Genomic DNA, 13,065 nt, shown 5'->3' with positions numbered 1-13,065 from the left:
GATCTTAACCAACATGCTATTATGTAGGTCGTGCCGAAATATAGCAAAACCCTGACACTTATACGTTATACGCAGCTACTTCCGTCGCAGATGTTCATCCAGACGCGGTATTATCTCCACAAAGTTGCAGGGAAGGTGCCGATAATCCAATTGCGGCGCCAAAATCTCGTCCCAACCGTCTTTGCACGCTCCGGGAGACCCCGGCAAAGCGAACAGATACGTGCCATTCGCAACCCCACCACAAGCCCGGCTTTGTACCGCTGATGTGCCGATTTTCGCCATAGAAACATGGGTGAAAACAGTGCCAAACGCCTCGATTTCCTTTTCATAGACGTCGCGATGCGCCTCTACCGTGACATCCCGACCCGTCAGCCCCGTGCCACCGGTCGAGATGATCACATCAACCGTGTCATCGGCGCACCAGTCGCGCAATTGATTGGCAATTGCTGTGCGATCATCCCGCACTATGCCCCGTGCGGCCAGAATATGCCCCGCCGTTTTGACCCGCCCGGCAAGCGTATCGCCCGAGCGATCATCCGCCGTCGTCCGCGTGTCACTGACAGTCAGAACCGCGATTCTGACCGGCACAAATTCCTTGGTTTCGTCAATCCGATTCACGACCGCCCACCCGCAATGGCCATCCTTAGGGCCAGCGCGCCGAAGATCGTCGCCGAGATCCAACGCAACCCGCGTTCAACCGCCTTGTTCTTCGCCAGAACCCGGCCCAATCCACCAGCCGAAATGCCGACCCCCGATTTCACCAGAAACCCCAGCACCGCGATTGTGCCGCCATAGATCAGGAACTGCGCCAGGATCGGCTTCATCGGGTCCACGAATTGCGGAATGAACGCCAGGATGAAGAAGATGACCGACGGGTTCGACACGTTCACAATCACCCCATCGCGAAACGCATGAGACGTCCGCACGGGCCGCGCATTTTCGCCGGCCAAGGGCGTCGTCACCGTCTTATAGGCCAGATACAGCAGGTATCCGACGCCCACCCAACGCACCACGCCGAATATCCAGGGTGCTTTAGAAACCACCGCCTCCAACCCCAAACCGGCCAACGTCGCATTGATAAAGGCACCAGTCGCCACCCCAGCCGCTGCTGCTATCGCCGCCCAGGCCCCGCCGCGCAAACCTTGGGCCATGGCAAACATCATGTCCGGCCCCGGCGTCAGCACCAAAGCGAACACTGCTGGCAGAAACGCCAAATATAAAATCGGATCAACCATCAACCCCGCAACCTAGCCTGCAAATCTAACAAATCGGCCCAAGCCTCACGCTTGGCCATTGGATTGCGCAACAAATAGGCCGGGTGGAACATCGGCAAGACCGGTTTACCCATCGCCTCGGCCCAGTTCCCGCGCAGCCGGGTTATCCCCTGCCGCCCCAAAAGCGCGCGGCAGGCATGGTTGCCCATGGCAACGATCAGATCGGGATTCACCAATTCGATATGCCGCTTCAGAAACGGCAGCATCATCGCAATTTCACCCGGTTCGGGGTCGCGGTTCTGCGGCGGCCGCCAGGGCAATACATTGGTGATATACAGCGCACCCACAGCGTCCGCGGCCTCGCGCGACAATCCGATATGCGAAAACATCAGATCCAGCATCTGCCCGGCTCGCCCCACAAATGGCTTGCCCTGCAAATCCTCGTCACGCCCCGGTGCCTCGCCCACGATCATCACGCGCGCGCTGGCCTGCCCATCTGCAAACACCAACTGGCGCGCCCCGCGCCGTAGCTCGCAATGCTCAAAGGCCTCCATCGCCGCGCGCAAATCGTCCAAGGACCCAACTTTTGCCGCAGCCTCGGCTGCTGCCACCGGATCCACCGTAATCATCCCGACTGGCCCGGTAGCCGCTGGCTTCGCAACCTTCTTGGGAGCCTCCGCCACAGCATACCGATTCACCGGCCCCTCGCCGATGGCCTCGTCAGCGCCCATGGCCACCTGCCACTCCAGCGCTGCTTTCATCTCCCAGAATCCCATGTCCGCAAAGCTAGGCCCCTACCCAGCAAAGAACAATCCCGCCCTGCGTCTTCTTCTGATCTAAAATACTCTCGCCGAAGGCACCGCGATGCGCGGAACGCGCGGCGCAAACATCATGTCACGCCTCAGGCGTGTCCGCTAAATCACACCTTCCCCCCAAGACGATCCCGGCCTATACACCCGAAAATCGAAGGAGCTCGCCCATGCCGTTTCGCGCTCGCCACCTTCTGGGGATTGAACACCTCTCCCCCGATGACATTACCGCTATTCTCGATCTCGCCGATTCCTACGTCGATCTGAACCGCCAGGCGAACAAACACGATACCGCCCTGACCGGTCTCACCCAGATCAATATGTTCTTCGAAAACTCCACCCGTACCCAGGCCAGCTTTGAACTGGCAGGCAAACGTCTCGGTGCAGACGTGATGAACATGCACATGCAGGCGTCTTCGGTGAAAAAGGGCGAAACCCTGATCGACACCGCGATGACCCTGAACGCCATGCACCCCGACCTCCTCGTGGTGCGTCACCCACACTCAGGAGCGGTCAGCCTTCTGGCCGAAAAGGTGAACTGCGCGGTGCTGAACGCAGGCGATGGCCGCCACGAACACCCAACTCAGGCGCTTCTCGATGCCCTCACCATCCGCCGCGCCAAAGGTCGCCTCCACCGCCTGACCGTGGCCATCTGCGGTGACATCGCCCATTCCCGCGTTGCCCGTTCCAACATCTGGCTTCTGGGTAAAATGGAAAGCCGCATCCGCCTTGTCGGCCCACCAACCCTGATCCCCAGCGGCGCGTCCGAATGGGGCGTCGAAGTCTATGACGATATGGCCCAGGGCCTGAAAGACGCAGACGTCGTCATGATGCTGCGGCTACAAAAAGAACGCATGGATGGCGCGTTCATCCCTTCAGAACGCGAGTATTTCCACCGCTACGGGCTGGACGCCGCCAAACTCGAAGCCGCCAAGCCCGATGCCATCGTCATGCACCCCGGTCCGATGAACCGCGGCGTCGAAATCGACGGCACCATTGCCGACGACATCAACCGCTCAGTCATTCAGGAACAGGTTGAAATGGGCGTCGCCGTGCGCATGGCCGCAATGAAACTTTTGGCAAACAATCTGATCGCCCAGCGCCAGTCACCAGCCGGAGTCATGGCCTGATATGCCCGAGGCGGTTGAAATTCCTGCTGATGAATACGGGTTGGTGCGCCTGTTCTCGACCGAATTGGATCCGCCTGAAGCCGCCGCCATCACTGCGCACAACGTTCACCGCCTACTGGGCAAAGACCTTCAAATTGACCCTTCGAAAATTCAGGTTATCCCGTCAAAATCAATCGCCGATCTTGGCCTGACTGCCTTTCTGATCGACGCTTATGGAATCGCCGCGAAAGATCTTGCAGGCAAGTCTGCCGCCTTGGACGCTCTGACCGGGCTGATCATCCTGATCCCGACCTCGGCATTTAAGGGCCTCGAACAGACCCTCGAACCGAACCCCGCGCTGCGTTTCATTGGCGTATTCAAGGAAGAGGCCGCCAAGGCTCCGGCCCCCATACCGACTCCGAACACCGCCACAGACACGCCGCTACAAATGCCTGCACCTACGCCTCTGAACTCCCCTCGAACCCGATCCTGGATCGGTGCCTTCGGGGCCCTGATCGTCGCTGCGGGTATCATCCTGCTCATCGCCCTGTAAGAGACTTTGACATGACCGATATCGTCTTCCAGAACGCTCGCCTGATCGACCCTGAGAAGGGCACCGACACCATAGGGATACTCGCGGTTAAGGATGGCCAAATCGCCGAGGTTTCCGGAATGGACGGGGCCGAAATCATTGATTGCAAGGGGAAATGCCTGGCACCCGGCATTGTCGACATCGGCGTGAAAGTCAGCGAACTCGGCGAACGCCACAAGGAAAGTTTTCGCTCAGCTGGGCATGCGGCTGCGGCGGGCGGCGTCACCACCATGATCACGCGTCCCGACACTCTGCCCGCAATCGACACACCGGAAACGCTGGAGTTCGTGCGCCGTCGCGCCAACGAAGCCGCGCAAGTGCGCGTCCTGCCCATGGCCGCATTGACCCGTGGTCGCGAAGGGCGCGAAATGGCCGAGATCGGGTTTTTGATGGACGCCGGCGCGGTCGCCTTCACCGATTGTGATACAGTCGTCACCAACACCAAGGTGCTGTCGCGGTGTATGACCTACGCCGCCTCACTTGGCGCCCTGATCGTCGCCCATCCCCAGGAACCGCAGCTGTCCAAAGGTGCAGCCGCTACCAGTGGCAAGTTTGCCTCGCTGAAAGGCCTGCCATCTGCGTCACCTATGGCAGAGCGCATGGGTCTGGACCGTGACATCGCCGTCGCCGAGATGACCGGCGCACGCTACCACGCTGACCAGATTACGACGGCGCGCGCCCTGCGGCGGCTCGAACGCGCCAAGGATGCGGGCCTCGACATTACAGCGGGCGTCTCGATCCACCACCTGACACTGAACGAATTCGACATCGGCGACTACCGCACGTTTTTCAAAGTAAAACCGCCACTCAGGTCAGAAGACGACCGGATCGCAAGCGTCGAGGCCGTCGCCAGCGGTTTGATCGACGTGATCTCTTCGATGCACACACCGCAAGACGAAGAAAGCAAACGCCTGCCATTTGCTGAAGCAGCCTCTGGGGCGGTCGGACTTGAAACCTTGCTTCCTGCGTCGATGCGGCTGGTAAATGGCGGCAGCCTTGATTTACCCACGCTCTGGCGGGCGTTGTCTTTGACCCCTTCGAAGCGGCTGGGGCTGGAGACAGGGCGACTTTCGTCAGGCGCACCAGCAGACCTGGTGCTCTTTGACCCGGAAGCGCCCTTTGTCATGGATCGCTTCAAACTTCGTTCAAAATCCAAGAATACACCCTTCGACGAGGCGAAAATGGAAGGCCGTGTTATTGGCACCTGGGTCGGCGGCAATCAGGTTTTCGCCGCCTAATTGGAACCTCACAGAGGTTCCGCCCCGGATTTCGACACGAAATCCCCGTCCCCCGATCCGATGGCCGGAAACTCCGTTGAGTTTCCATTCTGATCTCCGCGTCGGAGATCACCCTTGCAGTTCCCGCATCAAAATCCGAAACTTTCCTAACAAATTACCGGAGCCGCCGCGTGCCACTGATTGAAACCAGCTTCAGCCTTTTGGCCCTGACCGCCGTTTTATCCTACATCCTCGGGTCGATACCGTTTGGCATCGTAATCACACGCCTGTTAGGGCTCGGCGATCTTCGCTCTATCGGGTCAGGGAATATCGGAACCACAAATGTCCTGCGCACAGGTTCCAAGCCCGCCGCGGCAGCAACCCTACTTCTGGACAGTGGAAAAGGCGCGATCGCGGTTTTGATCGCCCGCGCGACCCTGGCCGAGGACGCCGCGCAACTGGCCGCGCTCTCGGCGTTTCTGGGACACCTCTTCCCCATCTGGCTTGACTTCAAGGGCGGCAAAGGCATGGCCACTTTCCTTGGCACACTATTGGCATTGGCTTTCCCGGTGGGCGTCGGCGCATGTCTCACGTGGCTCGCGATCGCCGGGCTTATGCGAATTTCATCGCTTTCTGCCCTCGTTGCCGCACTGTCGACGCCAATCTGGGCTGTCCTCTTCGGCGCAACTTCTGCCCTTGCCGTCGTTCTGATCATGGTTGCCCTGATCTTCCAGCGCCACAAAGACAACATCCGCCGCCTGCTGAGCGGCACCGAACCTCGCATCGGGAACTCAAAACCTGCGCCCGAGGAAACCCTATGACCTTCACCGAAGCCGTCCGAGTCTGCTTTCAGAAATACCTCACCGTCGAAGGCCGCGCGCGACGCGCCGAATACTGGTGGTTTGTTCTCTTTGGCATGATCGCCAACTTTCTGGCCAGTCTTGTCGACTCGCTAGGCATGGGTCTTGGTTCCAATATCGGTATTGCAGGCGCGATCGTCAGCCTGGCCCTGCTCATCCCATCCATTACTGTCGGCGGACGTCGACTGCACGACCGCGACATGTCCGCATGGTGGATGTTGCTTATTCTGGTTCCGTTAATCGGGTTCATCGTCCTTCTGGTCCTCTTCGTCATGCGTGGCACCGATGGCCCCAACCGCTTTGGCCCCGATCCGCTAAATGGCGGCGGCGGGCACCGGGAGCCCGAGACTCCTGACCCCAAACTCTCCCAATCCTCCATCCCGAAAGTTGGCCGCGATTGAGCGCCGATCCCGCCTTCGTTACCGCCTTCGATGCCCTGCCAAATGGTGGCTACGGCGGCACCTACAACGGTAAACGCTATCGTGTGGTAAAGACCCAGATGTCGGGCGGACGCAGCCAAAAACTCGAAGCCGAAGAACTTGGCGGCAACGATTACATCAGCTTCAATCTATACCGTCTCGCCTCAGGGGCCGTGCTTTTGAAGCCCTGTGAAATGTCCTAAACGAAAGTCGTGTCATTCGTTATGGATGTGCAGATCGATTGATCGTCGCTCGCCGCGCTAATTAAAAGAAAATGTCCCAACTCGCAGACCAGAGCCACTATCAACTGCTGCATACGACCCACTGGTCAATGCGACGAGACGGGCACATCTTTCCTTGCCATTCAGCGCCTGGTTCCACTGCGAACAGATCCTGTCGCCATTCAACCACCACCGCCCATCGTCCGCGCCCAGTGCGGGGATGACCAGTCGTGCAGACCCATTTGCTCTGAATTCAACACTGCCCGTAAATCGAACCGTTTTGAAACTGGCCTTCTGCGGAACCGCGAATAGTTCCGCCAAGGCGCTCGCATCAACTGGCACGCCATCATCGTCGCAAGCTACTAGAACAATGGCTGACAAGATCGCTAGCAACAACTTCATACGACTATCTTGCCACGCCTTTCCTCGAATGCTCCACATATTCGACGCCACTACACCGCGTTGTGATGGGGTTTGATCATCAAGAATGGGTCTCCACGTCCAGCACCAACCATTCCCCATACGCCAAGATTGAACCATCTATCGGCGCCGAGATCATAGAGTTGAAAATGAACTGGCCACTTTCCTGGCACTCTAAACTTTGCCCCGTCGGAAGAAAGAAGGGTGGCAACTAAATTTAATTCTTCGCTGTGAACTTAGCCAGCCGTCATGTCGGCCAAAATCTGGTTCAGTGACACTCCGTTTCGCTCAATGCGGCTCTTGGCCAAACATTAACCCTGTCTTAACCTTCCTTACCGCACGCACCAAATCTTGGGTGCGAACGCGCAACATGCGCTAGGGGCACCGACGTGATACCGACGCGATACAGACAGGGCGGATTTGCGGGATCCCCAATGTTTTAAGGCGTTAACAATCAGACCACATTGACGCAACGCCCTACCACAGAACGTTGCCGCAACTTGTCGTTAAGATCGCAATATCAGTAGCTGTGGTCTTCGAATACCCGAGTCACATCGCCACCCCAGTCCCCGTTGAAATGCCGGATCAACTCGTCCGCTGGCACCTCGCCAGATTCCAGCGATTCCTGCAAAGCATTCAGGAAATGCGTCTCATCGGGCACCAATCCACCGACCCCAGGCATCGCCCGCGCCTTCAAGCCAGCCCCGGCAATCGACACAACTTCCCGCGCAAGATCGTGCATTTTCACGCCGCCGACCTCAGCCTGAAGTCCATGGACCGAAGCCTCAACCCGCCATGCATCCCGAGTCTCAACATCCCAGCCCTTGGCCACATCCCAGGCCGCATCCAGCGCGCTCTGATCATAGCAAAGCCCAACCCAGAACGCCGGCAAAGCACACAGTCGCCGCCACGGTCCACCATCAGCTCCGCGCATTTCAAGGAACTGTTTGATCCGCGCTTCCGGGAAGATCGTTGTCAAGTGATCGGCCCAGTCAGAAAGCGTTGGTTTTTCGCCTGGCAGTGCTGGCAACTCGCCCTTCAGAAAGTCGCGGAACGACATGCCCAACGCATCAAGGTAAACCCCGTCGCGGTAGACAAAATACATAGGCACATCAAGCGCATACTCGACCCAGGCTTCAAACCCCATGCCGTCTTCAAAGACAAACGGCAGCATGCCCGTGCGGTCCGCATCCAAATCGCGCCAGATACGGCTGCGCCAGCTTTTGTGGCCATTCAATTTGCCCTCGAAAAACGGCGAGTTCGCAAACAACGCCGTTGCCACAGGCTGCAATGCCAACGCGACACGCAGCTTTTGAACCATGTCGGCTTCCGACCCGAAATCCAGATTAACCTGAACCGTGCAGGTCCGGTACATCATCTGGGTGCCATGGGTGCCAACGCGCCCCATGTAATCCGTCATCAGCTTGTAACGCCCCTTAGGCATCACCGGCATTTCTTCGTGCGACCAATGCGGCGCAGCGCCAAGTCCGATAAAGCGCACACCAATCTCGCGCGCGACTGTGCGCACTTCTTCCAGATGGGTGTTCACTTCGTCACAAGTCTGGTGAATCGTTTCCAGCGGAGCGCCGCTCAGCTCCAACTGACCACCCGGTTCCAACGACACGTTGGCGCCGTTCTTCTCCAAACCGATGATGTTGCCGCCTTCCAAAACCGGCGCCCATCCGAACCGGTCCCGAAGACCTTCAAGCATGGCCTCGACCGACCGTTCGCCCCGGTAAGGCAATGGTTGCAAACTATCGCGACAATAGCCGAACTTCTCGTGCTCGGTGCCAATCCGCCAATCGTCCTTTGGCTTGCACCCCTCGGCCAAATATTCGGCCATCTGCTCGTAACGCTCAATCGGCCCGCCGCCGGACTGGGGAATAGACATGTAACAACGCCTCTTTGGCCAAAATCAGGTTTTGTCAGTTGCGCGATTTCGCGCCCAAGTCAACCAAGGTGACTGTGCGGTTTCTCCCAGATCACGGTGCTTTGTTGCATCGGGCGCTGCGCGGCGTCTGCAAGTTTGTTGGCCGAAATTCCGGGCAAGGCCGTAAACGCATCAAACAACGCCTCCACACCTTCCGCATCGCGCGGGATCAACAAGGCTTGCCGTGCGCGATCCACCAGCACCCAATCACCAGCGCGATTCACACTGATCGAGATGATCTCTTCCAGCGCCATAACCCCACCAGCCGAGGGTCCGAAATAGGTGATCTGACGCTCGTCCACCTCCACCACGCCGGCCCCACCGCCAGCCCCGCGAAACCGTCCGCGCTGCACGCCGGTCACCATCAAGGTTACGCCCACAGCCAGCATGGCCCCACCAATCAGGAACAAAGCGCCAAAGCTGGTCAATACCAACCAAAGGCCCAGAAACATCAGGCAAACCAGCGCCGTCCCCAGCCAAACCCTCATCACAAAACATCAACTGCCGCCCCTCAGGCCAGTCGCGCAGAACCGCCTCCAGCCGCTGCAACTCGGCCACCTCCGGCACAAACGTCCCACCACACTGCTCGGCCGCCTCAACCGCATGGGCTTGCAACCGGTCGCGTCGAATACGCTCGGAATTGGTGAACGCCGTCTGCACCGGCAATATACGCGCGGCCCCCATTTCGGTCGCCTTCTCCACAATGAAATCCGTGCGAGCCTTCTTAATAGGCGCAAACATCAGCCACAGATCCGGCGGGTTGGCTTGTGCCCCGGTCTGCTCGGCACAAACCAACACACCTTTGCGTTTTGCGGCCTCAACCACATCCCCGCGCCACTCGCCATCACGCCCGTTGAACAGCAACACAGCGTCGCCAACGCCCAATCGCATCACCCCGAAAAGGTAATGTGCCTGCTCCCGCGACAAGGGAACCGATTGCCCCGCCCCAAGCGGGTGATCTACACAGAGCCTGACTTTTGCGCCTTTCATGAAAGCGAACATATGACCGGCACGGACGGGACACCAGACACCAACGAAACCGGACAGGTCGCCGATGCCGTCAAAGGCAATTGGGTCGACCATTATGCACCGGCACCAACGCGCCCCTACCTGCGCCTTGCCCGCGCCGACCGACCCATTGGCACATGGCTGTTGCTGATCCCCTGTTTCTGGGCAATTGGACTTGCCTCACTGATGAAGGGCCAATTCACCACACAGCACCTTTGGATCGCCATCGGATGCTCTGTCGGGGCGTGGCTGATGCGCGGCGCCGGCTGCACATGGAACGACATCACCGACCGGGAATTCGACGATAAGGTCGAGCGTACTCGCTCGCGCCCCATCCCCTCCGGTCAGGTCACTGTGCGCGGCGCGGTGATTTGGATGGCCGCACAGGCTTTGCTGGCCCTCCTTATTTTGCTGACGTTTCATCCCCTGGCCGTCGCACTTGGCATCGGCTCGCTGGCGCTTATCGCCATCTACCCGTTCGCCAAACGCTTCACTTGGTGGCCGCAGGTCTTTCTTGGGCTGGCCTTCAACTGGGGCGCGCTTTTGGCCTTCGCGGCTGCCACTGGAACCGTTAATTGGGCCGCCGTCCTGATCTATATCGGCGGCATCTTCTGGACCTTGTTTTACGATACAATCTATGCGCACCAAGACACAGAAGACGACGCCCTTATCGGCGTAAAATCCACCGCACGGCTCTTTGGCGACAACACGGCAAAATGGCTGAAATGGTTCATGGTCGGTGCCGTCACATTCTTCGCCGCAGGCCTGATCCTTGCGCTAGGAACGACCGTGAATGTCCTGCAACTGGTCGTCGCCCTTGGCGGCATCTGGGCCTTCGGCTGGCATCTGGCCTGGCAATTACGCGAGCTCGACATCGACGACCCTGCAAAATGCCTGATGCTTTTCCGCTCAAACCGCAATGCAGGCCTGATCCCCGTGCTGTTTTTTGCCGTAGCCCACTTCCTTTGATTGCAGACAGCCATCCAGCCGACTAACAAGACGCCAATGACACGCAAGATGCCCCGCCTTCGCTATTTCCTGCCGCACACACTTGCTGTGCTGATCGCCGGTGCTGCTTGCTTTGGAGTGGCCGTCTGGACCAAATCGCGAATAGAAGACCGCTCTTTGACAGCTATTGGCCTTGCTCTTGGCCAGTCAGGACATGACTGGACCGACGTGGCCGCAGATGGCTTGTTGGTTACCCTATCGGGCGTCGCGCCAGACGAAGCAACGCGCTTTGCAGCATTGTCCATTGCTGGCACAATCGTCGACGCCAGCCGGGTGCTTGACCATATGGGCGTCGCAGCTTCTCTTGAAGTCGCCGCCCCGGATTTCTCGGTGGAAATTCTGAAGAACCAAGACGGGCTGTCTTTGATCGGGTTGATCCCAACCGAGTCCAACCCGGACACGGTAATCGAACGGGCACGCCAGACATCGGGGGCGGAAAAAGTTACCGACCTTCTGGAAGACGCTGAATTCGCGCCTCCGCCCGGGTGGGAGCAAGCCCTCACATACGGATTAGGTGCCTTGAAGATACTGCCGCGCTCCAAGGTTTCAGTTTCATCCGAAAAAGTCACCATCATTGCTGTCGCAGAAGATCCTGAAGACAAACGTCGGATCGAGCGCACATTGAAACGCGACGCGCCGTCTGGTTTGGAAATCGTTCTCAACATTTCAGCACCGCGCCCTGTGATCACGCCGTTCACGCTTCGGTTCTTCATTGCTGAAAATGAAGCCAGGTTCGATGCGTGCTCGGCAGACACCGAAACGACGGCTCGGGGCATCGCCGCCGCCGCGATGCGTGCTGGCGCATCCACTGACAGTAACTGCACTTTGGGTCTGGGCGCGCCGTCCTCAAGTTGGGGCGAGGCGGCCGTTGCAGGCATTGATGCGCTGTCCAGAATAGGTTTGGGAACTTTGACGATGTCGAACGCCGACATGACGCTTGTTGCTGCCGAAGGTACGGAACGGGAGGTTTTTGACCGTCACATTGGTGAGCTGGAAGGCGCACTGCCCGAAGTCTTTTCGCTGAACGCGGTTCTGTTGGAAAAGCCCGCCGAGGTCGCTAAGGACGACACCGTGCCCGATTTTCAGGCAACCAGATCCACCGAAGGCCAAGTCGAGATTCGCGGACGCCTTGGTGACGAGCTTACTCAGACCGCCGTCGAAAATTTCGCAGCCGCGCATTTTGGAGCCGCGAATATCGTACCGGCCACTCGCATAACCGGGGATCTTCCGGCTGGATGGGCAACCCGAGTGTTGAGCAGTCTCGAGGCCTTGGCGATCGTGAATGATGGCACTGCGTTAGTTACCCCTGACTTGATTGAAATAACCGGGGTTTCTGGTCGGTCAGAAGCACGCTCCGAAATTACCCGCATCCTATCGTCGAAACTGGAAGATGGTGCCGCATTTGAACTGGATGTCTCATATTCAGAAGCGCTCGACCCGCTTGCCGCCCTTCCCACGCCAGAGGAATGCGTCGAACAGATAAATTCGGCCGCGACCAGCCAGAAAATTACATTCGCGCCTTCTTCGACCGATATCGAAGATGCTGCCCTTGGCACCATCGATGCTATTTCTGAACTCCTACGCGATTGCCAAACTGTCAAAATCGAGATCAGCGGCCACACCGACAGTCAGGGTCGCGAGATCATGAACCAGCAACTTAGTCAGGCAAGGGCCGACGCGGTGCTGAATGCCATCATGGCGCGACGTGTTCTGACCTCGAACTTGACGGCCAAAGGCTACGGCGAAGCGGCACCGATTGCCGACAATGACACCGAAGAAGGCCGCGAAGCGAACCGGCGCATAGAGTTCCGCCTGGTATTGCCGGAAAATGAAGAACAGGCATCTAGTGCCGAAACCGAAGACGCCGCGGGCGAGGAGACAAGCCAGTGAATGGAACCGAATTCATACTTGCAACGGCAGCAATCCTGTTCGTAGCCTTCATGTCCGGCTGGTTCGCCCATTGGCTGATTTCGCGAATCACGCGGGTCACAAGATCAGACATGGATGATCTGGATTTGATGGCCCAGGAGTTACATCAGGCCGAAGATGCCCGCGACCAGGCGGTCACTTACATGCAACAGCGCGAAGCAGAGCTGTCCAACAAACTTAGCCAGACCGAAGCCGAGCTTGGTGCCGCAATGGATGGCCTGCGCGCTGCGCGCACCGAAACCGAAGACCTTCGCAGCCATATCGAACGGGCCAACCAAGCGGATTAGGTCGCAATCGCATTGCATTTTCTGGACTAAGATCGCCTCGGC

General features: G+C 58.4%; 15 protein-coding genes and 1 pseudogene. 9 read left to right on the top strand and 7 right to left on the bottom strand.

Annotation, left to right across the window (positions count from 1 at the left end):
* Window positions 1-75: 75 nt before the first annotated feature.
* Genes moaB through GKR98_15785 form a run of 3 tightly spaced genes read right to left on the bottom strand, consistent with a single transcriptional unit; the run spans window position 76 to window position 1,990 of the window.
* The gene (gene moaB / locus GKR98_15795; GenBank protein QMU59514.1) at window positions 76-618 is read right to left on the bottom strand and encodes a molybdenum cofactor biosynthesis protein B; all 543 of its coding nucleotides are present in this window, start codon (window positions 616-618) and stop codon (window positions 76-78) included.
* Window positions 615-1,235 (bottom strand): LysE family translocator, encoded by a 621-nt coding sequence (locus GKR98_15790; GenBank protein QMU59513.1) that lies wholly within the window; start codon window positions 1,233-1,235, stop codon window positions 615-617. The genes moaB and GKR98_15790 overlap by 4 nt, the downstream gene beginning before the upstream one ends.
* Window positions 1,235-1,990: a uracil-DNA glycosylase gene (locus GKR98_15785; GenBank protein ID QMU59512.1), complete on the bottom strand. Its 756-nt coding sequence runs from the start codon at window positions 1,988-1,990 to the stop codon at window positions 1,235-1,237. Before GKR98_15785 ends, GKR98_15790 begins: the two co-directional genes overlap by 1 nt.
* Window positions 1,991-2,193: 203 nt before the next feature.
* On the opposite strand from GKR98_15785, the gene GKR98_15780 reads away from it, so the two are divergent.
* The 6 genes from GKR98_15780 to GKR98_15755 all read left to right on the top strand — a co-directional run bounded on the left by GKR98_15780 (window position 2,194) and on the right by GKR98_15755 (window position 6,423).
* Window positions 2,194-3,153, top strand: a complete 960-nt coding sequence (locus GKR98_15780) for an aspartate carbamoyltransferase catalytic subunit (protein QMU59511.1) — start codon at window positions 2,194-2,196, stop codon at window positions 3,151-3,153.
* A 1-nt stretch (window position 3,154) separates the two neighbouring features.
* Window positions 3,155-3,685, top strand: a complete 531-nt coding sequence (locus tag GKR98_15775; protein ID QMU59510.1) for a hypothetical protein — start codon at window positions 3,155-3,157, stop codon at window positions 3,683-3,685.
* 11 nt (window positions 3,686-3,696) lie between these two features.
* Window positions 3,697-4,962 carry an amidohydrolase family protein gene (locus GKR98_15770; protein QMU59509.1) on the top strand — a complete coding sequence of 422 codons (1,266 nt, stop codon included), beginning with the start codon at window positions 3,697-3,699 and terminating at the stop codon, window positions 4,960-4,962.
* Between the two features lie 170 nt (window positions 4,963-5,132).
* Complete coding sequence (gene plsY / locus GKR98_15765; GenBank protein ID QMU59508.1) at window positions 5,133-5,762, top strand: glycerol-3-phosphate 1-O-acyltransferase PlsY; 630 nt, start codon at window positions 5,133-5,135, stop codon at window positions 5,760-5,762.
* Window positions 5,759-6,202, top strand: coding sequence for a DUF805 domain-containing protein (locus tag GKR98_15760; GenBank protein ID QMU59507.1), 444 nt, complete (start codon window positions 5,759-5,761; stop codon window positions 6,200-6,202). The genes plsY and GKR98_15760 overlap by 4 nt, the downstream gene beginning before the upstream one ends.
* Window positions 6,199-6,423 (top strand): hypothetical protein, encoded by a 225-nt coding sequence (locus tag GKR98_15755; GenBank protein QMU59506.1) that lies wholly within the window; start codon window positions 6,199-6,201, stop codon window positions 6,421-6,423. Before GKR98_15760 ends, GKR98_15755 begins: the two co-directional genes overlap by 4 nt.
* Window positions 6,424-6,480: 57 nt before the next feature.
* On the opposite strand, the gene GKR98_15750 is transcribed toward GKR98_15755, so the two are convergent.
* The 4 genes and pseudogenes from GKR98_15750 to GKR98_15735 all read right to left on the bottom strand — a co-directional run bounded on the left by GKR98_15750 (window position 6,481) and on the right by GKR98_15735 (window position 9,781).
* Window positions 6,481-6,843: a hypothetical protein gene (locus GKR98_15750; GenBank protein QMU59505.1), complete on the bottom strand. Its 363-nt coding sequence runs from the start codon at window positions 6,841-6,843 to the stop codon at window positions 6,481-6,483.
* A gap of 538 nt (window positions 6,844-7,381) precedes the next feature.
* Window positions 7,382-8,752 carry a glutamate--cysteine ligase gene (locus GKR98_15745; GenBank protein ID QMU59504.1) on the bottom strand — a complete coding sequence of 457 codons (1,371 nt, stop codon included), beginning with the start codon at window positions 8,750-8,752 and terminating at the stop codon, window positions 7,382-7,384.
* A 59-nt stretch (window positions 8,753-8,811) separates the two neighbouring features.
* Window positions 8,812-9,045: a hypothetical protein gene (locus GKR98_15740; GenBank protein QMU59503.1), complete on the bottom strand. Its 234-nt coding sequence runs from the start codon at window positions 9,043-9,045 to the stop codon at window positions 8,812-8,814.
* A gap of 217 nt (window positions 9,046-9,262) precedes the next feature.
* Window positions 9,263-9,781 (bottom strand): annotated as a pseudogene (locus GKR98_15735) (16S rRNA (uracil(1498)-N(3))-methyltransferase).
* Window positions 9,782-9,793: 12 nt separating this feature from the next.
* Here GKR98_15735 and GKR98_15730 point away from each other — a divergent pair.
* From GKR98_15730 to GKR98_15720, 3 genes are read left to right on the top strand one after another with little or no spacing between them, the layout of a single operon-like run.
* Window positions 9,794-10,768, top strand: a complete 975-nt coding sequence (locus GKR98_15730; GenBank protein QMU59502.1) for a 4-hydroxybenzoate octaprenyltransferase — start codon at window positions 9,794-9,796, stop codon at window positions 10,766-10,768.
* Window positions 10,769-10,816: 48 nt separating this feature from the next.
* On the top strand, window positions 10,817-12,697 hold the full coding sequence (locus GKR98_15725) for an OmpA family protein (protein ID QMU60137.1): 1,881 nt from the start codon (window positions 10,817-10,819) through the stop codon (window positions 12,695-12,697).
* On the top strand, window positions 12,694-13,023 hold the full coding sequence (locus GKR98_15720) for a hypothetical protein (protein QMU59501.1): 330 nt from the start codon (window positions 12,694-12,696) through the stop codon (window positions 13,021-13,023). The genes GKR98_15725 and GKR98_15720 overlap by 4 nt, the downstream gene beginning before the upstream one ends.
* Window positions 13,024-13,065: the final 42 nt, after the last annotated feature.

The organism is Boseongicola sp. (assembly GCA_014075275.1).
GTDB lineage: Bacteria > Pseudomonadota > Alphaproteobacteria > Rhodobacterales > Rhodobacteraceae.
This window is presented reverse-complemented; position numbering and strand designations above follow the sequence as displayed.